Source organism: Marinifilum sp. D714 (assembly GCF_030851345.1).
In the GTDB taxonomy this organism is placed as follows: Bacteria; Bacteroidota; Bacteroidia; order Bacteroidales; family Marinifilaceae; genus Marinifilum.
In genome coordinates, this window is record NZ_JALPNU010000016.1 from 1 (window position 1) to 23,831 (window position 23,831).

Here is a 23,831-nt window from a genome sequence, read left to right on the forward strand (position 1 = left end):
ACCTAAAGTTATTTCCGATTTTTTTCTTGAGCTAATTTTGGGCTCCGAAAAAATCAGAATAACTTTAGTTACACACTTTATGGGATACTACTATAAAAAGAGGCTGTCATAAATGACAGCCTTTTTTATTACTCTTGCATTGGATAATGCCTTATTTCGGAATCCATCACATGAACTGGGTTTTTCTCATTTAGCTGATGGCCATTCAATACTTTTTCGTACATGCTTAAATAACCATCACACATATTTCTTACCGAAAAGTTATCACAAACATATTCATGGCAATATTTTCTATTATAGTCTCTATAATTACTTGCAGCTTGAATTAATTCTGAGTAAGAATTAGATGTAACTCCAACTTCAGAAGGGATTAATTCGGGTAATGAACCATAGGTACTTCCAAATACAGGTCCACCAAAATACAAACTCTCTACAATAGCCAGTCCGAATGGTTCGTGCCAAATAACAGGGAACAATAAAGCTTTTGATTGATTAATGACTTTACTTTTCTTTAAGCCTCCTAAAAAACCTTTATACCTCACAGTTTTTGATAATGGCAAACCGCGCCCTCCAATTACTGCAAGCTTCTCATTTAATGCCTTTGCTATTTTTATACATCCCTTCAGATTTTTCTTACTTCTGCTAGCCTTACCTAAAAAGAGCATATGTTCTCTTTTTAAATTCCAATCAACAGGACCATACTCATTAAAATCCAATCCATTGTAAACAAAAGTTGTACTCCCATGTCTTTCTGCATGATTCTTTGAAATAAAAACAGTGTTAATATTATACTGTTCATTCGGTTTGCTATTTCCATGCAGTGTAGCTAAATGTGGCAAATCAACCTTCTCGTCTAGAGGAAAGTGACAATGTACAACATCTGTACCATCTGGAATTTGCTCGTTTATTGATTTTTTTGGATCATACATATAAACATTAGCGAAATCACATGTTGAACCTTCCCCTGCTAGAAAGCTAACCTTGTGACCTCTTCTTACCAATTCTTCTCCCAACCACCAAACAATACGTTCCGTGCCTCCATAAAGTAAAGCTGGTATTTTTAACTCTGTAACGAGTAATATATTCATGTTATATTATTTTTCACTTTATAATTAAATAACCATTATGGTATAAATTTTATTTAGAATGCTCAAAATTATACTTTTCGAGCTAAGTTTCAAGCCTCAGAAATTTTTCTTTTAATTAAATCGTATTATAAGATTCCTGATTTAGACAATCGAATGAAAAAACCAAGGTTATCCTCAAACAATTGACCTTTATCCATTGCGCAAGCTACATCAATTTTAAATGGAAGTTTTTTAGCTGGAATCGTAAGTTCTACAAGACCTGAAAATTGATTTAAGCTATTTTCATAAGGAACTGCATTTGTTCCATAGTTTTTGCTAAAAGTGAAGTATGTTTTGTATGGTATGCTTCCTAAAAAACCCTTTACTCCCAAATGAACGGCTTTAAATTTATTACTAGCAATTATCGTGTGTCCATTGCTTTCTCCGGTAACAAAAAGTGGAGAACCAATTACTCTAGCATGGTGGGTCCATCCTGATCGGTATTCGCCGTGATTAAAGTAATTATCATTCCCTTTATAATTAACACCATCAATTAAACCATGTTTATCTCCTGACTGATCAGTAGTGTGATAAAACTCAACTATAGCTGATTGAATCAATGAATTCTCATTTGCTTTTCTAGTATAATACAAACCATAAAGTGCATCTGGGAAGCTCTCAAATTTACGTCCTGATCCGTCCTCAAAAACCGATTGGTAATAAGCATTTAAACTAAATTTTTCTTCATTATAAAACAAATCGAAACGCCAACTTCCTATGTGGTCACCCAAACGGTATTCATCATTTGTAAAAGTTCCTTCGTCATCTCCACTACCCGTAAACATCTTGAAATACTTATCTAAACCTCCTGAAATTTTTCCATGTTGAGGATGAGTTCCTGACCATAGCACATAATGCTCAGTTCCTGCACTTGCACTTAATTTAGAATCTTTGAAAAATCTCACATAAAAATTCTTGTGATGTATTCTGGCATTGTCGATGTACCTATTATCCGTAGTTAATCCATCCGACAACAATCCTTTAAAAGATAAAATCCCTTTCAAAAAAGGAACATCTGTCCAATTTGGAATGCTAAGTTCATACCTAGGATACGATCTGGCATTATTTGAGTATAACAAATTTCCATTTGTAGAAGATATCCCATTGTAGATAACATCATCGCTTTTCTGTCCTAATGAAAAATTGAAAATTTTCCATCGCAAACCAACAAACAACTCATCCAACAATAAATCAGATTGATGACCAGTATATCCAATCCCACTGGCCTTCCACATAAAATCTATTTTATCCTTCCGGTTATCATCAAAATTCATCCCTAAAGTAAAATCGGTCATTACATAATTCTCAGAAGGAACCACCCCCCTTTTATTTGAAACCAACCAAAATGGCAGATCTCCATCTTTACCAATTGAGGAGGAGATTCCAACATCATATTTTACTTGTTTTTGAGCACTAATTGTTGATGTTACCATTAAAAGCAACACAAATAATAATCCTTTAAATTTCATCTAATTTACTTTAAGTCTATTTTTCAAAAAACAATGATTCGCTATTAATAAATAATTAAACAGTAAAAAGGGAATTTTATTTTTTGAATTTCTTCTTGATTGCTAATTTTCGATTGATTTTTTCTTTATGTTCTTTGTCAAATTGAATTAACAATTTCACGGCTTCCTCTTCGTTCTTTCCATTTAAGTTAGCATATTCTCTCGCCACCACTTCCAATTCCTCGTCACTTGCCCAAATCTGAGCAAAATTCTTAAGACCTTTCATGTAAGGCATTTTCTCAAAATGCATCCTATTAATATCAACTACACTGAATTGATATTTTTCATCCTTCAATCTTTTGATTAAAATATTGCCTCTGGAGTAATCTAGGTGATGAATACAATTCTTATGAAGTTTACAATAGGTATACTCAGCAAACTGACGTAAAATATTATCCTTATCCGGAAATTCGAAACCAATTAAATCACGAATGGTAAAATCATATTCATGGTGAATACTAACATAGTAACTTCTATGGAATAAACCCTTTTTAATTGTTTCAACACAAGCTACAGGTTCAGGAGTATCTGCTCCTAAACTTATCATTTTCATTGCATATTCATAGGAATGTTTTGCTTTCGATCCGCGTAGCCAAGCATATGCAACTTTATTAATCAAATGAGGAATTTTAAAGGATTTTACATTTAATTTAACACCATCACAATCAAAAACTTTTATTTCATTTCTTCCTTTATAAATTGATTCACCTGAAGTTTCAAACATTTCTGGCAATTCATTTATAAATGATTTTAGCTTTTTATATTTTGGATTAACTATTACTCTCATCTAATTTTGATTTTACAAATGACTTTACAATTTCTTTTATTGATACCGATCCAATCTCATTCAATGGAATATCTGCTGGCTTAAAAAATTCAAACGAAGAAATATCATCTTGAGCCTTAATATTTTTAAACGATTTTATCTGACATATAAAAGCCAAATCCGTTGTAAATACCGATAATCCTCCAAAAACATATTCATTAGGAAATGACATAAAGTATTTCATCTCTTTTATGTCCAAATTCAACTCTTCTCTAATTTCTCTTTGTATAGCATTTTCAGCTGTTTCCATTACATCTACAAATCCTCCTGGCAAATCGAGCATTCCCAATTGTGGTTCAATTGCGCGACGAGTCAACAACAACTCCCCTTTCTCGTTTATAATTAAAGCTGCCACTGCTGCTGCTGAATTGATATAGAGATGAAATGAACATGTTCCACACAAAAAGGAATTATCCCTATTGTAAACAAATTCTCTACTTCCACATTTTGGACAATATCGAATTACTTTTTCTGGGAATGTAGGTGCCATACCTTTACGATTTACAGTGAATCCAACTTTTAATTCAAAAAAATTCTTTACCAACAGAGTTGAATAGAATAAAAAAATAATGAAAAGACAAAACTAACTTATTGTTATCTGAATGCCAATAATTAGCTGTTTAATTTTGGAATATTTTCCTTTGAATACATGAAATACATTGACAAAAAGTATAATTAATCTACCTGATTTTATTATTTGGATTCATCCCAAATTAGCTTTTAAATCGATTGCAGTGCTTTGATTATTTCAAAAACTTATTACTTTTAGTGCCGAAGCAAATACAATGGGTATGGCCAAGCTCAATATTTTTTATCCTGACTAAAAAAAGAGCTTGTATCCTATTCAAATCAAATGGTCGCTAATTTTACTTGAACAAGGTATTCAAGCCACCCCATTCATTTTGATTCTAACCCAAATACCATATATAAAAAAAGGCATTTCTTAAGGAAATGCCTTTTTTATTTAGTAGCCAATAGCTCTACTATCTTTATGCCTCAAAGTGTCCGGAGCTCCAACCAATAGTCCATCGCCATTTATTGCTATATTAGCCATCATTCCAATTCTGGATTGTTCTTGAATTACATGTCCCAGATCTTGTAAACCTCTTTTTACTGATGGGGAGATTGCATCAATTTCTGCATATACTTTGTCGGGTAACCATTGCGAATGGATTCTTGGAGCATTTACACAATCTTGAGGATTCATTTTAAATTCAACAGCATTGATAATATTTTGAAATACAGAAGTTATAATGGTTGAACCTCCTGGCGATCCAGTTACCATAAACAGTTTCCCATTTTTCTCAATAATAGTTGGAGTCATACTACTAAGCATTCTCTTTTCCGGTTCAATTGCATTGGCTTTTCCACCTACCAATCCAAACTGATTTGGCACTCCTGGCTTAATGCTAAAATCATCCATTTCGTTATTTAAAAAGAATCCTCCTCCTTTAACAATTACTTTACTGCCATAGTTCCCATTTAGTGTAGTAGTTACCGAAACTGCATTTCCCCATTTATCCACAATAGAGAAGTGAGTTGTTTCAAAACTCTCTATTACTTCTACATTACCCGCTTTTATTTCTTGTGAATTCGATTTTTTATCCATACCAATATTGGAAAAACGATTAACCAAATAATCTTCGCTTAACAACTTGTTTACAGGAACAGAACAATAATCCGGATCTCCCAGCCAAGTTGCTCTATCAGCATATACTCTTCGCTCTAACTCTACCATCAAATGTATGTGTTCAAATGATCCTGGACTGTATTTTTGAAAATCAAATATTTCAGCACCTTTTAATAGTTGAAGTAAAGCAATTCCTCCACTCGATGGTGGCGGCATTGATATGATTTTGCAATCACGATAATTTCCAACTAATGCAGGACGCCATATAGATTTATAATCTTTTAAATCCGCATAAGTAATCAGACCATTTCCATTCTGTATTTCCTCAACTATTAAGTCCGCTGTTTTTCCTGAATAAAAGCCATCTCTTCCTTTATCTCTTATTCTAATTAATACTTCTTCCAGATCTTTATTGACTAGCAACTCTCCTACCTGAAAATCCTTTTGGCACACATAACAGCAATCATATTTATCTGAATTTACTTCACAAATTCTTTCACGGTAAGCGTTTAATTTATCTGCTTCCAATTTGCTCAGTTTTATACCTTCCCTTGCTAAATCAATTGCTGGCTGCAATAATTTAGTCCAAGTCAATTTGCCATACTTTTGATGTAAATTCACCATTCCATCAACACTCCCAGGTACACCAACAGCAAGATGACCAGTTTGACTTAACCCATCTATAACATTACCCAAACTATCAAGATACATGTCTTCAAAAGATGCTTTCGGGGCTTTTTCTCTAAAATCAAGGCTTATGGATTCTCCTTTCGCTGTTCGAATAACCGCAAATCCTCCACCGCCTATATTACCGGCTCTGGGATAAACAACAGCCAATGCAAACTGCACAGCAACTGCCGCATCAAAAGCATTTCCTCCTTGTTTTAGAATATCTGTCCCCACTTCAGATGCCAGATAGTGTGCTGTAACCACAACACCATTCTTAAATATATTATCTGATTTTAAATTGTTTTTTTGATTACATGCTAATAAAAGAAATAGCGAAATAATTACCGATAGTGTTTTGTTTAGCTTCATATGGTTGGGTTAAATGAAGTCTAAAGATAAAAAAAGATACATTTATGTATACAAAAAAAGCGGCTGCAAATGCAACCGCCTTGATATTTTAATAAACTAAATTTTAGTTGAAAATATAACGCAATCCAATTTGCAATTGCCACTTCGATCTAACTGAAACATCATCAGTATATGAATCTTTTAAATTTGTATTAAACTCCATCCATGGAGTACCATTGTTATCTACTCCTTTTACCGTAATTGGACGAGTTTCTGTTGGCAACTGACGTACCCCCCAGTTAGAGCTAATCATATTTCCAAGATTCAATATATCTAAAGAGAACTGAAGTTTATTTTTCTTTCCTCCTACCTCAAAATTGTAATCCTGCATGAATCGGAAATCCAATTGTCCAAACCATGGCAACATTGCACCATTTCTTTCTGCATACTTCCCTCTTTGATCTCTTAGGTAATCATCTTGACTAATGAATGCATCAAGTGCAGCCCATTGCTGAGCAGCATCCGCGGCTTCGATTCCTACTCCATTTTCCACTTTTCCAAATCTAATATCAGATGAATTTCTAGGAACATAAATCAAATCATTATTGCTAATCGCATCGTTATTAACATCTCCAATATAAGTATAAGAGTAACGATTCCCTTTCCCAGCTTCGTAGAACATAGCGAATGAAGAAGCAAATTTACCGTAGTTAACCTTGTACATTGCCGAAGCAATTACTCTATGTCTCAATCCATATCGTGACCATGAATACGCAGGATTATTAGGATTACCGACAACAGGATTTCTTTGAAAAGCATCAGCCGCAATCTCTGCAGGAATAGAAGTAAGGTCCTTTGCATTCAAATAGGTATAAGCTACATCTGCAGAAAGTCCACAGTCCCACTTCTTAGCTAACTTACCAGTTGCAGTGAATTGGTATCCTTTACTAGTATTATCCATCACGATGGCACCTGCTTCCAAAAATGTTTCAAAACCAGTAGCTGGCGAGTAAATGTTATTTTCATTTCCTGAATAGCTAACACGATTATCACCAGTTCCTGTTAGCTGTCCTGTTGGAGGTAACATGTTGTAATTTTTGTGAACTACTGCATTCACATCTTTTGAATAAATACCTTCAACTGTTGCCAACCAACCATTTCCAAATTTCATATCAATGGCAATATTATTCTTCCATACCTGAGGAAATTTAAAGTCATCAGCGGTAGCATTTAACTGGAACTCATAGCCCAGATCAATTCTTGCATTTGATGATTGGTTACCCAACCATACAAATGGAATACGGCCTGTGAAAATACCAGATCCTCCTCGTAACTGCATGGTATTATCACCTTTTATATCCCAGTTAAAACCAAATCGTGGAGACCACATAAGTTTTGAATCTGGCCAGGTTGCGGGATCCAATCTCACTGATTTTCCATTTTCATCCACCCAACCATCAAAATCTCTCCCCCGGTTAGTAGCTTCATCTTGTGGAATATCATTATAATATTTAGGAAAATCAACTCGCAATCCTAATGTAAGTTTCAAATCATCATTAACCTGAAATTCATCCTGAGCATAGAATGCGATTTGAGCAACATCTACATCAGACCACACATATGGATTTTGTTGAGAATCGGTAACCATTTGATTTAAATCGTAATTACCTGGATTTCCAAATAGGGTTAAATTATTATTTAAAAAATCATCTACACTATTTGCTACAAGCAAAGGATAATAGAATAAATTGAATGAATTCTCAAATTTAAATCTCTCATAATTGAATCCTACCGTAATGGCATGACGATCTGCGTAATAGGTTAGGTTATCAGAAATTTGCCATACGTCCTGGTTCAAACGATTGTGAGTAGAAAACATTTCAGATCCCGCAGTTAAGGCAATATTCTCTCTTTCATCTAAAATGTCAATAACTGGAAATGGTGCTGAATGTGGATTACGCTTATCGCGAAAAGCAGTAAAACTTACCATGAACTTGTTTGAAATTTTACTTGAAAACATTGAATGCAATTCTCCAACAACAGAGTGAATTTTATTAAAAATTCGGTATGATGAATTTTGGAATGGCAAACGATTAGGTGTAGGTCCACGTCCTCCAATTGCTTCCGGGTGTGGAAGAATATCTTTCCAGGCATCCAACATGTTGTAACGAAGTACCATATTGTGATTTCTAGACAAATTTGCATCCAACTTAATCAAAAACTTATCGTTTGATGTTTCGTGATTATACCCTTGATATGCTCCGGTTTTATACCCCCATTCTTCATCAAAGTGATTCATTACTGCAATTGCATCGGCTTCAGAAATACTCGTAGTATTTGAATTACCCGTATTTGTACCATTATCAGCCACAAAACCATGAGCCAGTTGATCTCTTCTTTCCTGCTCGTAGTTTACGAAAAAGAAGAGTTTGTTTTTAATGATTGGACCTCCCAAACTAATACCGTATTGCTTGGTGCTAAAGTCGAAATTTTCCACTTTCAATCCACCTACTTTATCACCAATCATATCTTCATTGCGGTAATAATAGTAAGTAGATCCTTTGAACTCATTGGTCCCAGATTTCGTAACTGCATTTACACCAGCTCCGGTAAATCCCCCCTCACGAACATCGAAAGGTGCTAAGGATACCTGAATTTGATCAATCGCATCAAGCGAAACAGGTTGAGCATCAGCCTGTCCACCAGGCGTTGCAACATCCAAACCGAATGAGTTATTGAAAATAGAACCATCTAAAGAGAAGTTGTTGTAAAGATTGTTACGACCTCCAAAGCTGTTTCCATCTGATTCTGGAGTCAAACGTGTCATATCCGACTGACTTCTCGAAATTGTTGGTAAAGCAACAATTCTTTCACGATTTACATTGGTTTGGGCACCTGTTCTATCCTGACTAATTACATCGTTTTTGTCATAAACTATTGCAATCTCATCAATCTGAATATTGTCTTCGTGAATAACTAAGTTAATTTCTGCAGATTTATTCAACTGCAAGTAAATATTTTCTTGCTTTGATTCTTTGTAACCGATAAAAGTTACGGTTACAATATAAGGCCCACCAACTTTCATATTACGAATATCAAATCGGCCATCATCTTGTGTAATAGTACCATATTGCGTACCTGTTGGAGTGTGAGTTGCCACAACCGTTGCCGCAAATACAGGGGCGTTTTGAGGATCAACAACTTTTCCGCGCATTGACGAAGTTGTTACCCCTTGCGAAAAAGCACCTGGCAAGTAAGCTGCCAATGCTGCTACAAGAAATAATAATTTTAATTTCTTCATTTGAACAAAGATTAGATTATAATTAGGTAGATTATAAAAATAAAAAAAATCAAAAAACAAACCTACAGATCCGTATATCATATTTATTAACATTCAACACAATAGAGGATCAAACCTTTATCATATTGTTTAATATAATCCTTGTTCCAAAATCACAGACATTAAAATTCACTAAAGAAATAGGTACATAGCGAAGATTAATTTTACTTTAAACACAACTCCCTAATAAACAAACTGTTTAATTTAAATTTCGCAAAAGAATTTTCAACCTCAATACCATCTAATTACTCAGTCCATATTTTACTTTCGTGATTAATAAACCATGTTTTACCAGAAGCAGCCTGAATTGAAATTAAAAACTGCTTGCTAGTTGTTTCAATTAAAACTGCATAGTTCGAAGTTATTTTGTTGAAATATTTACCATACTTTTTATACATTTTCTTCTCTAAATTATAAAGTCTGATCAATTCTATTTTGGCTGAATAATCTTCATCTATTCTTGGAGTTAGTTCTTTTTCTCCAACAATTTCATCAGTAAACTCAACATATCCCCATGTTTCTGGCTGATGCATTGCAATTACTCCTTGTGGAGACCAAACCCAATTGTATTCCGGATAAACTTTACCTGTTTCGGGATTCATTTTTTTATGGTACTTTCCATTTTTGACCTCAATCTCCCAATTCACTCTTGAGAAATTCACTCTCCACTGCTCTCCCGATTTTGGTTTTCTTCTTTGGTATGCACACTCTCTCAAAACCTTCCAGGGAAAAGCAATTTCTACGGTCCATTTTTTATCTTTATCATCAGGATTATTCAATGTTCCATAGATCTTCACTGCTGATTTTAATCCTTTAATATCCCATGCATTAATAGCAGGTGCACCATCGCGATATGGTTTGGCAAGCATTAAATCCCAAATGGTATTTAATGCATTAATTTCAAACTCGTAATACCTATGATTATCTCCTTGAGGATCAATAAAAACCTCAAAATCATTATCGTAAAAAATTACGGTATCACGCTGTTTTAGTTTTGCCCAAATATGTGGCTCCTTCAATTCTGCAGCTACATAAAAATAGTTTTCATCCCACAGCATTTTCACTCGTGTTTTGTATTTGGGTTTTGGCTTCTTATCTCCTTCAATATCTACAAACTTACTGGTCCATTTGGCCTTAGACCACTCCTCATCAGACAACAATCCATCAATATTAATATCGGCACCAGCCTTATAACACATATATGATTCTGGATAATCTTGAGCACTTACACCAAATGCCAACAAGATCAAAAATAACATGACAAAACTCTTCATAACAATACTTTTTAGCGGATTTTCCCATAAAAGTAATGAATAATTTAGGTAAGGAGGAATTCATATATACAAATAAAATAGTGCATGAACAACATGTTTGTTACATACCTCTATAGCTAAACTAGTTTAGTTTTAATTTCCTATTTTTGAAATTGTATTAAACGAAAATTTATCATGCTAGATATACTTTACAAAAGAAGAAGTGTAAGAAGATTTACTACCGAAAAAGTAGCAGAAGAAAAACTAGATAGAATCCTACAATCAGGCTTATTGGCTCCATCATCAAAAAGCAAGTACCCGTGCGAATTTATTGTGTGCGATCAGCCAGAGCTTAACCTGAAACTATCAGAAAGTAAACCTGGAGGTGCAAGTTTTCTTAAATATGCTCCAATATCAATAGTAATAACAGGAGATGAAGAAATAAGCGATGTGTGGATTGAAGATACTTCAATTGCAGCCGCCTACATGTTGCTACAAGCCGAAAAAGAAGATTTGGGAGCTACTTGGGTACAAATAAGAGATCGCGAGCATAATGAGAATTCATCAGCAGAAGAATACATTCAAGATCTATTAGGCATTCCAAAAAATCAAAAAGTTCTAGCTATTATAGGCATTGGGCATAAAGATCAAATTAAGGAAGGTAGAGATGAATCTTTTCTAAAAAGAGAAAAAATTCATCGAAATCATTTCTAATGATATTCTGAAAAGAATGTAAAGCTTGTAAATATTAAAATTTTACAAGCTTTTTTTTGCTCAAATGATTTGACTTCATATATGAATTTTGATTTAAATTAATTATTTTAAGTCCTTAAAATTAGCTTATTGCATGGGACGTAAAACGCACTTCATTTTTCTTCTACTCTCACTTCTCATTATTCTTTCTTGTTCAAGAAAAGAATATGACATCCTCACTTTTAAAGAGAGACAGTGGCTAGAAGAACACCCTAGTATTTCTATTGCAGTATCTTCAGTTTTCCCTCCCTTTCAATACACTGATGAAGAAGGTAAATCAGTTGGAATTTCTATCGATATTCTTTCATTACTCGAAACAAAACTTGATTATAAATTTAAAAAAGTAATATATCCCACATGGAAAGATATACTCCAAGCGGGAATAAACAAGGATGTTGATATCATTCTAGAGATTCAAGAAACTCCTTATAGAAGGAAGCACTTTTTCTTTACCGAACCCTTCATTTCAATTCCTCATGTTATTTTTATGAGAAATGATGCTCCTGAAAATGTCAAAATTGAAGAATTAGAAAATATAGATGTTGGAGTAGTGGATAATTATGCGATACAAGAACATCTTGAAGTAATGTATCCTGAAATCAATTTGGTTCCTTTCAAAAGCGATTTGGAATGTCTTCTTAAATTATCAGCTAAAAAGATCAATGTTGTAATTACGCAACAAGGATATGGCATTCACGTCATTCACAATCAATTAATCCCAAATGTTAAAATTGTTGGCAATGCTAACTACGACAATAAACTTGGCTTTGCCATAAGAAATGATCAACCAATGTTGGCAAGAATTATTTCAAAAGGCTTAGCTGAAATAAGCCCAAAAGAGCAAAGCCAAATCTATAATCATTATATTCAAATTAATTCTAGACCATTCTGGCAGAAACCAATTTTTTGGAGAAGTTTAGTAGCTACTTTACTAATATTTGCATTAGGATTACTATTAATGTGGATATGGAACAAGGCTTTAAGAAAAAATGTTGCAAAACAAACAAAGGAACTAAAAAAAGCAAAAGAAAAAGCCGAAGAAAGCAGCACTCTAAAAAGCTCATTTTTAGCCAATATGTCCCATGAAATAAGAACTCCATTAAATGCCATTCAAGGGTTTTCAGAACTTTTAATATCAAAGGATTTAAGTCAGGAAAAAACCGATTTATTTGCAAATATTATCCGATCAAATTGTAATGATTTAACCCACTTAATCGAAGAGATTTTAGATGTATCCATTATAGAATCAGGTCAAATCAAATTAGCCTATCAAGAATTTAATATTGTAAAGCTCATCAAAGATATTGTCGAAATTCAAACCCAAAATATTACCCAAAAGAAGAATCTTAAAATTCGATTTCTCAATCAGTTAAATACAGATGATTTTAAAATTACCGCAGACCAATTAAGAGTAAAGCAAATCTTTAATAACTTAATTGAAAATGCCATAAAATTTACCGACAGTGGGACCATCAGCGTTTATGCTAGCTATAACAGTGATAGTGAGTTAATTTTCTGTATAGAAGATACAGGTATAGGAATCGAACCATCATCCCTAAACTATATTTTCGATAGATTTCGAAAAATCGAAATTGACAAGACTGTTTTATATAGAGGCTCAGGCTTAGGCTTAAACATCTGCAAAAAATTATTGCAAATTATGGGTGGGCAAATTTGGGTAAAATCAAAATATGGAGAAGGCTCCTCATTCTATTTCACCCTCCCCATACGTTAAATAATTAGTGCCTAAAATACTTAAAGTGATAAGTACTTGAAGTTTTAGCTACATGTCTCAATCTGAATTTGAATAAAAAACGAGATTTTGTTCCTGTGTACAGAATTATTCTTCAATATAACTTTAAGTACTTTAAATATTTTAGGCACTTTAAGTACTATAATTGGTATAAAACTCAAGCCACTATTCACTTTATTTAGAATGTCTTGTTTCCAATAAGGCAACAACTTGCTCTAAACTATATCCTTTTGCCGATAAAAGAACCAAGTAGTGAAACATCAAGTCAGCTGCCTCGCCCATGAATAAATCTTCATTATCGTCTTTGGCTTCAATTACCAACTCAACAGCTTCCTCTCCTACTTTCTGTGCAATTTTATTGATTCCCTTTTGAAACAAACTTGCCGTGTAAGATTTCTCTGATAAATTCTTTTTTCTTTCAGTAATTACTTGCTGCAATTGCAAAAGAAAGTCGATGGAACTTACCTCATTAGCTTCTTCCCAACATGTATCTGTTCCTTTGTGACAAACTGGTCCAACAGGATCAACTTTTATCAATAGTGTATCCTTATCGCAATCTAAACTTAGATCTTTTAGGTTTAGGAAATTTCCACTCTCCTCTCCTTTGGTCCACAATCTTTGTTTGCTTCTACTGTAAAAAGTTACCTTTCCCGATTCAATAGTCTTTTCATACGACTCTTTATTCATATAACCCAACATCAATACTTTTTGGGTTTTTACATCTTGTATAATGGCAGGAACCAAGCCATCACCTTTATTAAAATCAATTTGGTTTGTTAGATCTTTAAAATTCATTTTTATTACATTTTGTGCTATGAGATTTAAGACTTACACTGTCTATCCTCCCCCTATTTTATGCGGTTAAATTCTTACTGGGATATTTTTAGCTTTCAGATATTTCTTCAGTTCTGGTATTTCAATTTCTTTAAAATGGAAAACACTTGCTGCCAAAGCTGCATCAGCCTTTCCTTCGATAAACGTATCGGCAAAGTGCTCCATATTACCTGCGCCTCCCGAAGCAATTACCGGAATATTTACCATTTCAGAAATCTCAGCTAATGTTTCATTGGCAAAACCATTTTTCGTACCATCGTGATTCATGGATGTGATCAGAATTTCACCAGCTCCAAGTTGTTCTGCCTTTACAATCCATTCAAATAAATCGATTCCGGTTGGCAGTCGACCACCATTCAAATACACTTCCCAATTGCCATCAATACATTTGGCATCAACAGCTAAAACTACACACTGACTTCCAAACCTTTTTGCCAAATCGGATATCAATTGCGGATTTCGCACTGCTGCTGAGTTAATAGATACTTTATCTGCGCCAGCATTTAAAAGAACACCTACATCCTCAGGTGTTGATATTCCACCTCCAACGGTAAATGGAATATTCAATTCTTTGGCCACTTTTTGTACCAATTCAACCAAAGTTTTCCTTTTTTCGTGGGTGGCTGTAATGTCAAGGAATACCAATTCGTCGGCTCCTTGTTCCGCGTAGTAAGCAGCCAGCTCAACCGCATCACCGGCATCACGAAGATCAACGAAGTTAACTCCCTTTACCGTTCTGCCATCCTTCACATCCAAACATGGTATTATTCTTTTCGATAGCATAACTTACAATATAAATTCGTTAACCAATTCTTTCATATCAATTCGCTCTTCGTAAATCGCCTTACCGATAATTACTCCCCAGCACCCAATTTCATTTAACACTCGAACATCCTCAATATTACTCACACCTCCACTGGCAATTAAGTTGAGTTCCGGAAATTCTTTCATGATTCCTTTGTACAAATCTACAGCAGGTCCCTGTAACATACCATCTTTCGAAATATCGGTACATATAATACTCTTTACTCCCTTGGCCTGATATTTTTCAAGGAATTTATAAAGGTGATAATCCGAATCTTTCTGCCATCCTGAAATGGAAACCATTTCATTTCTAACATCTGCACCCAGAATTATTTTATCTGCGCCATATTTATCGAGCCAGCTCTCCATTAGTTCCGGATTCGATACTGCTATACTTCCTCCTGTAACCTGGTTGGCACCTGATTCAAATGCCAATTCAATATCTTCATTGGATTTTACTCCTCCACCAAAATCTACTTTCAAATTGGTACCTTCCGCTACTCTCCTTAAAACTTCGGCATTACAAATGTGTCCTGATTTTGCACCTTCCAAATCTACCAGGTGCAATCTTGTAATCCCTAATGCTTCAAAATTTCTTGCTACTTCCAAAGGATCTTCGCTATACACTTTCTCGGTATTATAGTCCCCCTTGGTTAAGCGAACACATTTTCCTTTTATGGTATCTATTGCTGGTATTATTTTAATTTTTGCCATTGCTTTTTTCTTAAAGATTGATAAAGTTTTTCAGAACTTTTACTCCAACATCACCCGACTTTTCGGGATGAAACTGACATGCATAAAAATTATCTTTTTGCAAGGCGGCACTAAAAGGTACAATGTAATCACAACTGGCAATTGTTTCCTCTATAAGTGGCACATAGTAAGAGTGCACAAAGTAGGAAAATTCACTTGGCTTAATACCATTCAGTAATCCTCCTTTTAAATCATCCAGCTGGTTCCAGCCCATATGCGGTACTTTTTGCTCATTGGTAAAACGCTTTACGGATACAGGAAAAATACCTAGAGCCTTGGTGTTCCCTTCCTCAGTACTTTCACACATTAATTGCATTCCCAGGCAAATTCCCAATACTGGCTGTTTCAGCTCTGGAATCAAATCAATCAGATCATTTTCTTTTAGAGAATTCATTGCCCATGAGGCCTCTCCTACTCCAGGAAATATCACTTTGTCTGCATTACGAATCACCGCTTTATCTTTAGAAACTATTGGAGTAATTCCCAATCGCTCAAAGGCATATTTTACCGACTGAATATTGCCCGCATCATAATCTATAATTACAATATTTTGCTTCTTCATTCTTTATAACTTTCCTTTTGTTGTTGGTAATTGCAAGCAGTTTACATCTCTTCTAATGGCCATACGAATGGCTCGAGCCAAGGCTTTAAAAATGCCTTCTATCTTGTGATGCTCATTTTTCCCCTCTGCCTTAATATTCAAATTACATGCAGCTCCATCGGTAAATGATTTAAAGAAGTGATAGAACATCTCAGTAGGCATACCTCCAATCATTTCACGTTTGAATTCAGTATCCCAAACCAGCCAGTTTCTTCCTCCAAAATCCAGGGATACTTGTGCTAAGCAATCATCCATAGGCAAAGAAAAACCGTAACGATCAAGGCCTAATTTTGAACCTAGTGCTTTATTAAAAGCTTCTCCTAATGCAATGGCAGTATCTTCAATGGTATGATGCTCATCAACTTCCAAATCACCTTTAACTTTTACAGATAAATCAACACCTGCATGCTTGGCAATTTGATCCAACATGTGATCGAAGAAGCCTATTCCGGTATCAAATTCTCCCTTTCCTTCTCCATCCAAGTCCAGTTTGATTTCGATTTGAGTTTCCTTGGTATAGCGCACTATTTTTGCTGTTCTCTCTTCTAGTCTTAGGTACTCGAATATCTTTATCCAACTATCTGTTGCTAGAGCAATACAAGCTTGAAGATCATTTTTAGATTCCGTCAATTCATCATCTCCAATATTTCCACTTGATGTGATAAAAATGGCTTTCGATCCCAGATTTTTGGCCAATTCCACATCTGTCCACCTATCACCAATTACATAAGAGCTGGCCAAATCGTATTCTTCCGAAAAGTATTTGGTCAGAAGAGCAGTTCCCGGCTTACGGGTAGGTGAATTTTCTTCAGGAAAAGTTCTGTCAACGCAGATATCGCTAAATTCAATTCCTTCATTTGAAAAGGTCTTCAACATCTTGTTTTGTGCAGGCCAGAATGTTTCTTCAGGATATGAATCGGTCCCCAAACCATCCTGGTTGGTCACCATTACCAACTCATAATCCAACTGATCAACAATTTTTGATAATCCTCTAAAAACTGCCGGATAAAACTCCAGCTTCTCTAAACTATCCACTTGGTAATCTACAGGAGGTTCAAGTATTAAAGTACCATCTCTATCGATAAAAAGAACTTTCTTTTTTGTATTCATAGCTTAAAATTTAGAGTTGTATTCGTTTAATGATTTGCACAATAGCTTATTTTCTTCTTGGGTGCCAATGCTTATTCTTACACAATTTTCCAAGCCAACAATCTTTGAACGATCTCTAATAATTATTCCTTTTTCCAATAGATAATTGTATAGCTCTTTGGCATCATTCACCTTAATCAAAATAAAATTAGCATCTGTTGGATAAATCTTTTCCACATATGATAAACCGGAAAGATACTTGCTTAACACTTGCCTGTCTTGTAAAATTTCGTTCACCTGATTTAAATACCTCGCCTCATCATCAAGCAATTCCAATGCTTTTGTTTGTGTTAGGCTATTTACATTATATGGCGGCTTAATGCGATTCAACACTTTAACAATCTCTTCTGATGCAAAACCGATTCCTAATCGAATTCCGGCCATAGCCCAAGCTTTCGACAAAGTTTGAAGAATTACCAAATTTGGATATTCTTCCAACTTATCCAGGACTGATTTACCAGGAGCAAAATCAATGTAAGCCTCATCAACAATTACAATCCCTGGAAATACTTTCAGGAGTTGAACAATCCTATCTTCATCATACAGGTTTGCAGTCGGATTATTAGGTGAACACAAAAACAACATCTTGGAGTTCTCATCCGAGAGATCCATTACCAAATCAATATTGGGTTGGAAATCCTTATCTAAAGGAGCTTCTTTAATTTCAATTGCATTAACATTGGCTGCCACCTCGTACATTCCGTAAGTAGGTGTACAAATCACAACATTGTCTTTATTAGGCTCACAAAATGCTCTAAACAATAGATCAATTACCTCATCACTTCCATTTCCAAGAATCATTCTTGTTGGAGAAACTCCTTTTAGTTGAGTTAATCTTTTTTTCAATTGATTTTGCAAGGGATCTGGATAACGGTTGACTCCATTTTCGTATGGATTTTCATTAGCATCGATAAAAACAGAGCCATTGCCCGAAAATTCATCGCGAGCAGAAGAGTATGGAACCAATTGTTTCACATTCTGTCGAATCAGATTATCAAGTGTAAATGTTGTATTCATCCTTTGACCTCCTCTCTCAATTTTTGCAAACGCACACTTACTGCATTACAGTGAGCATCCAATTGCTCAGCTTTTGCCATTACCTCAATTACTGGTCCCAGCTCAAGTAAACCTTTTTCACTAATCTTTTGAAATGAAATACTCTTCATAAAAGATTCAAGACTTACACCTGAAAAGGACTTAGCAAATCCATTGGTAGGCAATGTGTGGTTTGTACCTGAAGCATAATCACCCGCACTTTCTGGTGTATAATTTCCTAAAAACACTGAACCTGCATTCAATATATTGTCTACACATTTTCCTTCATCCTTTACAGATACAATAAGGTGTTCAGGACCATATTCATTACTCAAGTCCAATGCTTCATCCAATGAAGAAACCAAAATAATTTTAGAATTCTGTAAGGCCTGCTCGGCAATCTCTTTTCGAGAAAGCTTGTTTAACTGCCTATCAACTGCCAACTGAACTTCTTTAACTAATGATTCTTCCCAGGTCACAAAAATCACTTGGCTATCTGCCCCGTGTTCAGCTTGTGATAACAAGTCGGAAGCAATAAACTCGGGATTCGCACTTTCATCTGCTAAAACCAATACTTCAGAAGGGCCTGCAGGCATGTCAATTGCCACACCCAATTTGCTTACCCTCTGCTTTGCAGCAGTAACAAATTGATTTCCCGGACCAAAAATTTTATACACATTAGGAATACTTTCTGTTCCAAATGCCATTGCCCCGATAGCCTGAATTCCACCTACACAAAAGACTTTATCTACCCCAACCAATTTACTGGCGTATAGAATTGCCGGATCAATCTTACCCTCCTTACCCGGTGGTGTGCACAAAACAACCTCCTTACAAGCTGCCAGTTTTGCCGGAATTCCCAACATCAAAACGGTAGAAAACAAAGGAGCACTTCCTCCCGGAACATATAATCCCACTCGTTCTATTGGCGTAGCTTTTCTCCAACACTCAACACCTTTGGTGGTTTCGATAATTTCAGTTTCCTGACATTGTGCCGCGTGAAACTTTTTAATGTTATTGGCAGCAACCAATAAAGCATCTTTTAATTCCGAACTTAGCAGTTCCTCAGCTTTATCAATTTCCTCCCGGCTAATCTCAAGCTTATCAATTTTAATATTATCAAACTGCCAGGTATATTTTCTCAGAGCCTTATCTCCACTAGTTTTTATCTCATTAAAAATTTGGTTTACAACATCCTCCAAATCATCATTATCAATCAAAGGACGTGACAAAATCGCCTTCCAGTCTTTTTTATTGGGGTATTTTATTACTTGCATGATTAAATATTCTGTGATTAATAGTCTTTTCCTGTTTAATTTATAGTACCATCTTTTCAATTGGGATGATTAAAATACCTTCGGCACCATTCAATTTTAACTGATCAATCACTCCCCAAAAGTCATTTTCGTTAATTACAGAGTGTAAAGAACTCCATCCTTCCTGGGCCAATGGCATAATCGTAGGACTTTTCATTCCAGGTAATACTTCGATGATATCATTGACCTTCTCATTTGGAGCATTCAAAAGAATATATTTATTGTTCTTTGCTGCCAAAACAGATTTCAATCGGAACATTAGTCTATCCAGAATGGCCTGTTTTATACCAGACATATTTTTATTGGCAACCAAACAAGCTTCTGATTTTAGAATTTGCTCTACTTCTCGTAATCCGTTTTTAAATAAAGTACTGCCTGAACTTACAAGATCGCAAATCCCATCTGCCAAGCCAATATTAGGAGCTATTTCAACTGAACCAGAAATAACGTGTATATCGCAATTCAAATTATTCTCATCAAGAAATAGCTGTAAAGAATTTGGATAGGATGTAGCTATCCTTTTACCATTAAAATACTCCAGACCATTGTATTCAACATCCTTTGGCAATGCCATTGCCAACCTACATTTCGAAAAACCAAGCTTCTGTAGTATTTCAAGTTCTTTTTGTTTTTCTATTACAACATTTTCACCTACAATAGCAATATCAGCCACTCCATCCTCCACATACTGAGGAATATCTGAATTCCTAAGATACAAAACTTCCAATGGAAAGTTAAAGGCACTGGCTTTTAACTGATCTTTTCCATTGTCGATGGAAATTCCACATTCTTTAAGGATTTTAAGAGAATCTTCTTTAAGTCTTCCTGACTTTTGAACTGCAATTTTTAATTTTTCACCCATGATTTAAAATTTTGAGACCTCCTGATCCATTATGGGTAAAAAAAATGCCCACCTGAATCAGGCGGGCATTAATAATGTTAGTTAAAATATCTTTTAGAATAAGGCATAACATCGTCAGCTCACCTGCGGGTAAGTAAAATGATGATGACGATGATGTAATGCAATAAACTTCATTTTTGTTCTTTTTGTGTGGAGCAAAGATTAGCATTTATTTTTTTTCAGACAAATCTTTTTTTCAAGAATATTGAAAAGTTAACGATTTAGCAACATAGATTCTATTCTAAAACAACATCACACAAATTTCTCTATTTTCAAACTCACCCCCATTATTTCACAGGGATATTCTCTAAAAAAACAAAATAATTCGACACACCCCCTCTTCGAAAACGATATAATTAAAAAAAAATGCACTTTTCGAGAAAAGAACCCCTCATTTTTATTTGTTAGTATGATATTTTTAATACTTTTACAAAAGCAACCCCTAAAAATACCAGGTGTATTTATTAAAAAACCACAATTATTTAATACACCCCCCTTTTTTAAGAATGGGTTGCTTAAGAAAAAACTAAAATTGCTAACTATTATTAAAAACCATTATTAACCACATGAAAATCAATTTTCGGAATTCAGAAGATAAAGCACACCTGCTTTATTCAAGACATCAAAAACTGTCAATTTCTTCAATTTTTCGACAACAGTCGAATTTACGCTTGGTCTAAATACGAAACCCGAGGCTCCTTAATCCGGGGAACCTCGGTGTTTCAAACTAGAAGACTCAATGAAATTAAAATCTTATAATAGAAAAATTTATGAAAAAGATCGAAGCGATTATTCGCAAAACTAAATTTGAAGACGTTAAGAAAGGACTACACGAAATAGGCATCGACTACCTGACATTTTGGGATGTAAGAGGTGTAGGAAAATCGGTGGAAAAAAGAGTATACCGAGGCGTTAAATATGATACCAGTAGTATCGAAAGAACTATGATATCATTTATAGTAAGAGACAAATTTGTAGATAGCTGTATTGTTAGCATTCGTGAAAATGCATTTACAGGTGAAATAGGAGATGGAAGAATTTTCATCTATGAAGTTCTTGATGCCTATAGAATCAGAACAGGAGATTCTGGCGATCGCTCCTTATATGATGAAGAATAGAGCTAGCATTAATTATTCACGAAATTAAATTATTATCATGGAAGAAACTCTAAGTTTAAACACAATACAGTCAACAGTTACAGCAACGAGTCATTCATTAGATGTAGTTTGGGTACTACTTTCTGCTGCTTTAGTAATGTTTATGCAGCCTGGATTTGCAATGGCAGAAGCTGGCTTTACAAGAGCAAAGAACACGGCAAACATCCTAATGAAGAACATGTTGGATTTTGGTGTTGGATCAATTTCATTTTTCTTAATTGGCTACGCCTTAATGTTTGGTTCTGATATAGGAGGATTCATTGGAAAGCTTCCCTTTCTGGAAGAATCAAGCCCCGAAATTGACTATTCATTTCTAATGTTTCAGACCGTATTTGCAGCCACGGCAGCAACAATTGTATCAGGTGCTGTAGCAGAAAGAACTGAATTTAAAACCTATCTATTTTTTAGTATAATCACCACAGCAATTATTTATCCTATTTCCGGGCACTGGGTATGGGGTGGCGGTTGGTTAAGCAATCTTGGCTTCCACGATTTCGCAGGTTCAAGTGTTGTCCATTCAGTTGGTGCATGGATGGGATTGGTAGGTGCTGCCCTTATCGGACCACGTATAGGTAAATACAATGGGAAAGCAAATGCAATACCAGGACATAACTTAACTTTTGCAGCTCTCGGAGTATTTATCCTATGGTTCGGATGGTTTGGATTTAATGCTGGCTCTCAGCTGGCTGCCTCTGGATCGGATAATACCCTTGCCATTTCTCATATCTTTTTAACAACCAACTTATCAGCAGCTGGCGGAACTCTTGCAGCACTTGCAGTAAGCTGGATGAGATATAAACGCCCTACACTTTCCTTAACTTTAAATGGTGCATTGGCGGGACTTGTTGCCATTACTGCCGGATGTGATATTGTAACGCCTCATGCTGCAATTGTAATTGGTATTTTGGCAGGTATTACTCTTATATTTTCAGTTGAGTTTGTCGACAAGAAACTTAAAATTGATGATCCTGTAGGTGCAATTACTGTACATGGCGTGAATGGAGCATTAGGAACTCTTTTAGTAGGAATTTTTGCCACTGATGGTGGACTATTACATGGCGGTGGTTTTAAACTACTTGGTATTCAAGCCTTAGGTGTTGTAAGCATTGCAGCCTGGGCTTTAGGAACTGCTTATATTCTCTTCAAAATGCTAGACAAATCAATTGGTCTTAGAGTTCCTGCAATTGTTGAAGAAGAAGGTTTAGATATTTACGAACACGGTGAAAAAGCATACCATTAATTACCAAACAAATACTCGTTTCTCAATAAAGATGATGTGAAGTAAGATTCTTCCATCATCTTTTTTAATAAAAAAAAACTTTGTAATTTCATGAGAGCAAAAACAAAATGAATGACAATATTTAATTTTATTTGACGTTCTTTTGCAGAAAGAAAAAACTTAAAAAACACATATTAATAAATTAAATTGATGAACATGAAAAAGATTAATGTTTTCTTATTAGCTTGTCTATTCTTCACTCTTAGTATTGGACAAACTGGCTGTTACGGACCGTTTCGTTTGACCAAAAACCTTCATGAATGGAATGGTACTGTAGGAGATAAATTTACAAATGCATTGGTATTTTTTGCATTTGTTGTAATTCCTGTTTACGAGGTTGCTGTTCTGGTTGATGGATTAGTTTTAAATACCATTGAGTTTTGGTCTGGAGATAATCCTGTAGCAATGAAAGAAGGTGAAAAAGATGTTCAGATTGTGAAAAAAGACGGTAAAAAATACAGAATAACAGCTACAAAAAATAAATTTCACATCGAACAACTACAAGGTCCTAACAAAGGCAATTATGCTGAATTGGTATACGATCCAACTAGCTCAAGCTGGAGCCTAAAAGATGGAGATAAAGAATTACAAAAACTAGTTAGTTTAAATGAAGAAGCTAACCTAATAGAAATCTACAAGCCAAATGGCGAGATGATTCAAGTTAACCCAAACAGCTATGATTTAGCACTTATTAAAGAACAGGTTAATTCCAACTCCATCAATTGGGCAATGAAATAACATTCCTCCCCGACTATTGAAAGTCGGGGATTTTTCTTTCTCAAAATTTTGATGCTC

Annotated in this window: 20 protein-coding genes; 5 read left to right on the forward strand and 15 right to left on the reverse strand. The window is 34.9% G+C overall.

The window, feature by feature from the left end:
• Nucleotides 1-128: 128 nt before the first annotated feature.
• From M0051_RS13895 to M0051_RS13925, 7 genes are all read right to left on the reverse strand, one after another.
• Nucleotides 129-1,088 (reverse strand): glycosyltransferase, encoded by a 960-nt coding sequence (locus M0051_RS13895; protein WP_306742110.1) that lies wholly within the window; start codon nucleotides 1,086-1,088, stop codon nucleotides 129-131.
• A gap of 125 nt (nucleotides 1,089-1,213) precedes the next feature.
• Nucleotides 1,214-2,596, reverse strand: coding sequence for a capsule assembly Wzi family protein (locus M0051_RS13900; protein WP_306742111.1), 1,383 nt, complete (start codon nucleotides 2,594-2,596; stop codon nucleotides 1,214-1,216).
• A gap of 76 nt (nucleotides 2,597-2,672) precedes the next feature.
• Nucleotides 2,673-3,422, reverse strand: a complete 750-nt coding sequence (locus tag M0051_RS13905; RefSeq protein ID WP_306742112.1) for a hypothetical protein — start codon at nucleotides 3,420-3,422, stop codon at nucleotides 2,673-2,675.
• Entirely contained in the window at nucleotides 3,406-3,951 is a 546-nt protein-coding gene (locus M0051_RS13910) for an NUDIX domain-containing protein (protein ID WP_306742113.1), read from the reverse strand. The genes M0051_RS13905 and M0051_RS13910 overlap by 17 nt, the downstream gene beginning before the upstream one ends.
• Before the next feature lie 474 nt (nucleotides 3,952-4,425).
• Nucleotides 4,426-6,129 (reverse strand): gamma-glutamyltransferase, encoded by a 1,704-nt coding sequence (ggt, locus tag M0051_RS13915; protein WP_306742114.1) that lies wholly within the window; start codon nucleotides 6,127-6,129, stop codon nucleotides 4,426-4,428.
• A gap of 103 nt (nucleotides 6,130-6,232) precedes the next feature.
• Nucleotides 6,233-9,409, reverse strand: a complete 3,177-nt coding sequence (locus tag M0051_RS13920; RefSeq protein ID WP_306742115.1) for a TonB-dependent receptor domain-containing protein — start codon at nucleotides 9,407-9,409, stop codon at nucleotides 6,233-6,235.
• Between the two features lie 284 nt (nucleotides 9,410-9,693).
• Entirely contained in the window at nucleotides 9,694-10,722 is a 1,029-nt protein-coding gene (locus M0051_RS13925) for a carbohydrate-binding family 9-like protein (RefSeq protein ID WP_306742116.1), read from the reverse strand.
• Nucleotides 10,723-10,896: 174 nt separating this feature from the next.
• Here M0051_RS13925 and M0051_RS13930 point away from each other — a divergent pair, with 174 nt between their 5' ends.
• Nucleotides 10,897-11,415, forward strand: coding sequence for a nitroreductase family protein (locus M0051_RS13930; RefSeq protein WP_306742117.1), 519 nt, complete (start codon nucleotides 10,897-10,899; stop codon nucleotides 11,413-11,415).
• Between the two features lie 133 nt (nucleotides 11,416-11,548).
• Nucleotides 11,549-13,189 carry an ATP-binding protein gene (locus tag M0051_RS13935; protein WP_306742118.1) on the forward strand — a complete coding sequence of 547 codons (1,641 nt, stop codon included), beginning with the start codon at nucleotides 11,549-11,551 and terminating at the stop codon, nucleotides 13,187-13,189.
• A 192-nt stretch (nucleotides 13,190-13,381) separates the two neighbouring features.
• Here the strand turns inward: M0051_RS13935 and hisIE are convergent, their stop codons facing one another.
• From hisIE to hisG, 8 genes are all read right to left on the reverse strand, one after another.
• Complete coding sequence (gene hisIE / locus M0051_RS13940; RefSeq protein ID WP_306742119.1) at nucleotides 13,382-14,002, reverse strand: bifunctional phosphoribosyl-AMP cyclohydrolase/phosphoribosyl-ATP diphosphatase HisIE; 621 nt, start codon at nucleotides 14,000-14,002, stop codon at nucleotides 13,382-13,384.
• A 66-nt stretch (nucleotides 14,003-14,068) separates the two neighbouring features.
• Nucleotides 14,069-14,824 carry an imidazole glycerol phosphate synthase subunit HisF gene (gene hisF, locus M0051_RS13945; RefSeq protein ID WP_306742120.1) on the reverse strand — a complete coding sequence of 252 codons (756 nt, stop codon included), beginning with the start codon at nucleotides 14,822-14,824 and terminating at the stop codon, nucleotides 14,069-14,071.
• 3 nt (nucleotides 14,825-14,827) lie between these two features.
• Nucleotides 14,828-15,559, reverse strand: a complete 732-nt coding sequence (hisA, locus tag M0051_RS13950; RefSeq protein ID WP_306742121.1) for a 1-(5-phosphoribosyl)-5-[(5-phosphoribosylamino)methylideneamino]imidazole-4-carboxamide isomerase — start codon at nucleotides 15,557-15,559, stop codon at nucleotides 14,828-14,830.
• A 10-nt stretch (nucleotides 15,560-15,569) separates the two neighbouring features.
• On the reverse strand, nucleotides 15,570-16,160 hold the full coding sequence (gene hisH / locus M0051_RS13955; protein ID WP_306742122.1) for an imidazole glycerol phosphate synthase subunit HisH: 591 nt from the start codon (nucleotides 16,158-16,160) through the stop codon (nucleotides 15,570-15,572).
• A gap of 3 nt (nucleotides 16,161-16,163) precedes the next feature.
• Nucleotides 16,164-17,309: a bifunctional histidinol-phosphatase/imidazoleglycerol-phosphate dehydratase HisB gene (hisB, locus tag M0051_RS13960; RefSeq protein ID WP_306742123.1), complete on the reverse strand. Its 1,146-nt coding sequence runs from the start codon at nucleotides 17,307-17,309 to the stop codon at nucleotides 16,164-16,166.
• A gap of 3 nt (nucleotides 17,310-17,312) precedes the next feature.
• Nucleotides 17,313-18,365, reverse strand: a complete 1,053-nt coding sequence (gene hisC, locus M0051_RS13965; RefSeq protein WP_306742124.1) for a histidinol-phosphate transaminase — start codon at nucleotides 18,363-18,365, stop codon at nucleotides 17,313-17,315.
• Entirely contained in the window at nucleotides 18,362-19,660 is a 1,299-nt protein-coding gene (hisD, locus tag M0051_RS13970) for a histidinol dehydrogenase (RefSeq protein ID WP_306742125.1), read from the reverse strand. The genes hisC and hisD overlap by 4 nt, the downstream gene beginning before the upstream one ends.
• A 40-nt stretch (nucleotides 19,661-19,700) precedes the next feature.
• The gene (gene hisG, locus M0051_RS13975) at nucleotides 19,701-20,561 is read right to left on the reverse strand and encodes an ATP phosphoribosyltransferase (RefSeq protein ID WP_120239391.1); all 861 of its coding nucleotides are present in this window, start codon (nucleotides 20,559-20,561) and stop codon (nucleotides 19,701-19,703) included.
• Between the two features lie 809 nt (nucleotides 20,562-21,370).
• On the opposite strand from hisG, the gene M0051_RS13980 reads away from it, so the two are divergent.
• From M0051_RS13980 to M0051_RS13990, 3 genes are all read left to right on the forward strand, one after another.
• The gene (locus M0051_RS13980; RefSeq protein WP_306742126.1) at nucleotides 21,371-21,718 is read left to right on the forward strand and encodes a P-II family nitrogen regulator; all 348 of its coding nucleotides are present in this window, start codon (nucleotides 21,371-21,373) and stop codon (nucleotides 21,716-21,718) included.
• A 37-nt stretch (nucleotides 21,719-21,755) separates the two neighbouring features.
• Complete coding sequence (locus M0051_RS13985) at nucleotides 21,756-22,997, forward strand: ammonium transporter (protein WP_306742127.1); 1,242 nt, start codon at nucleotides 21,756-21,758, stop codon at nucleotides 22,995-22,997.
• 195 nt (nucleotides 22,998-23,192) lie between these two features.
• Nucleotides 23,193-23,774, forward strand: coding sequence for a DUF3332 domain-containing protein (locus tag M0051_RS13990; protein ID WP_306742128.1), 582 nt, complete (start codon nucleotides 23,193-23,195; stop codon nucleotides 23,772-23,774).
• The last annotated feature ends 57 nt before the right edge of the window (nucleotides 23,775-23,831 follow it).

Excerpts from the sequence above, each read along its gene's own strand:
- M0051_RS13895 (WP_306742110.1), bottom strand. The coding sequence starts at position 1,088 with ATGAATATATTACTCGTTACAGAGTTAAAAATACCAGCTTTACTTTAT.
- hisA (WP_306742121.1), bottom strand. The coding sequence starts at position 15,559 with ATGGCAAAAATTAAAATAATACCAGCAATAGATACCATAAAAGGAAAA.
- hisC (WP_306742124.1), bottom strand. The coding sequence starts at position 18,365 with ATGAATACAACATTTACACTTGATAATCTGATTCGACAGAATGTGAAA.
- hisD (WP_306742125.1), bottom strand. The coding sequence starts at position 19,660 with ATGCAAGTAATAAAATACCCCAATAAAAAAGACTGGAAGGCGATTTTG.
- M0051_RS13910 (WP_306742113.1), bottom strand. The coding sequence starts at position 3,951 with ATGGCACCTACATTCCCAGAAAAAGTAATTCGATATTGTCCAAAATGT.
- M0051_RS13920 (WP_306742115.1), bottom strand. The coding sequence starts at position 9,409 with ATGAAGAAATTAAAATTATTATTTCTTGTAGCAGCATTGGCAGCTTAC.
- M0051_RS13930 (WP_306742117.1), top strand. The coding sequence starts at position 10,897 with ATGCTAGATATACTTTACAAAAGAAGAAGTGTAAGAAGATTTACTACC.
- hisH (WP_306742122.1), bottom strand. The coding sequence starts at position 16,160 with ATGAAGAAGCAAAATATTGTAATTATAGATTATGATGCGGGCAATATT.
- hisF (WP_306742120.1), bottom strand. The coding sequence starts at position 14,824 with ATGCTATCGAAAAGAATAATACCATGTTTGGATGTGAAGGATGGCAGA.
- M0051_RS13985 (WP_306742127.1), top strand. The coding sequence starts at position 21,756 with ATGGAAGAAACTCTAAGTTTAAACACAATACAGTCAACAGTTACAGCA.
- hisIE (WP_306742119.1), bottom strand. The coding sequence starts at position 14,002 with ATGAATTTTAAAGATCTAACAAACCAAATTGATTTTAATAAAGGTGAT.
- M0051_RS13900 (WP_306742111.1), bottom strand. The coding sequence starts at position 2,596 with ATGAAATTTAAAGGATTATTATTTGTGTTGCTTTTAATGGTAACATCA.
- hisG (WP_120239391.1), bottom strand. The coding sequence starts at position 20,561 with ATGGGTGAAAAATTAAAAATTGCAGTTCAAAAGTCAGGAAGACTTAAA.
- M0051_RS13990 (WP_306742128.1), top strand. The coding sequence starts at position 23,193 with ATGAAAAAGATTAATGTTTTCTTATTAGCTTGTCTATTCTTCACTCTT.
- hisB (WP_306742123.1), bottom strand. The coding sequence starts at position 17,309 with ATGAATACAAAAAAGAAAGTTCTTTTTATCGATAGAGATGGTACTTTA.
- ggt (WP_306742114.1), bottom strand. The coding sequence starts at position 6,129 with ATGAAGCTAAACAAAACACTATCGGTAATTATTTCGCTATTTCTTTTA.
- M0051_RS13980 (WP_306742126.1), top strand. The coding sequence starts at position 21,371 with ATGAAAAAGATCGAAGCGATTATTCGCAAAACTAAATTTGAAGACGTT.
- M0051_RS13935 (WP_306742118.1), top strand. The coding sequence starts at position 11,549 with ATGGGACGTAAAACGCACTTCATTTTTCTTCTACTCTCACTTCTCATT.
- M0051_RS13925 (WP_306742116.1), bottom strand. The coding sequence starts at position 10,722 with ATGAAGAGTTTTGTCATGTTATTTTTGATCTTGTTGGCATTTGGTGTA.
- M0051_RS13905 (WP_306742112.1), bottom strand. The coding sequence starts at position 3,422 with ATGAGAGTAATAGTTAATCCAAAATATAAAAAGCTAAAATCATTTATA.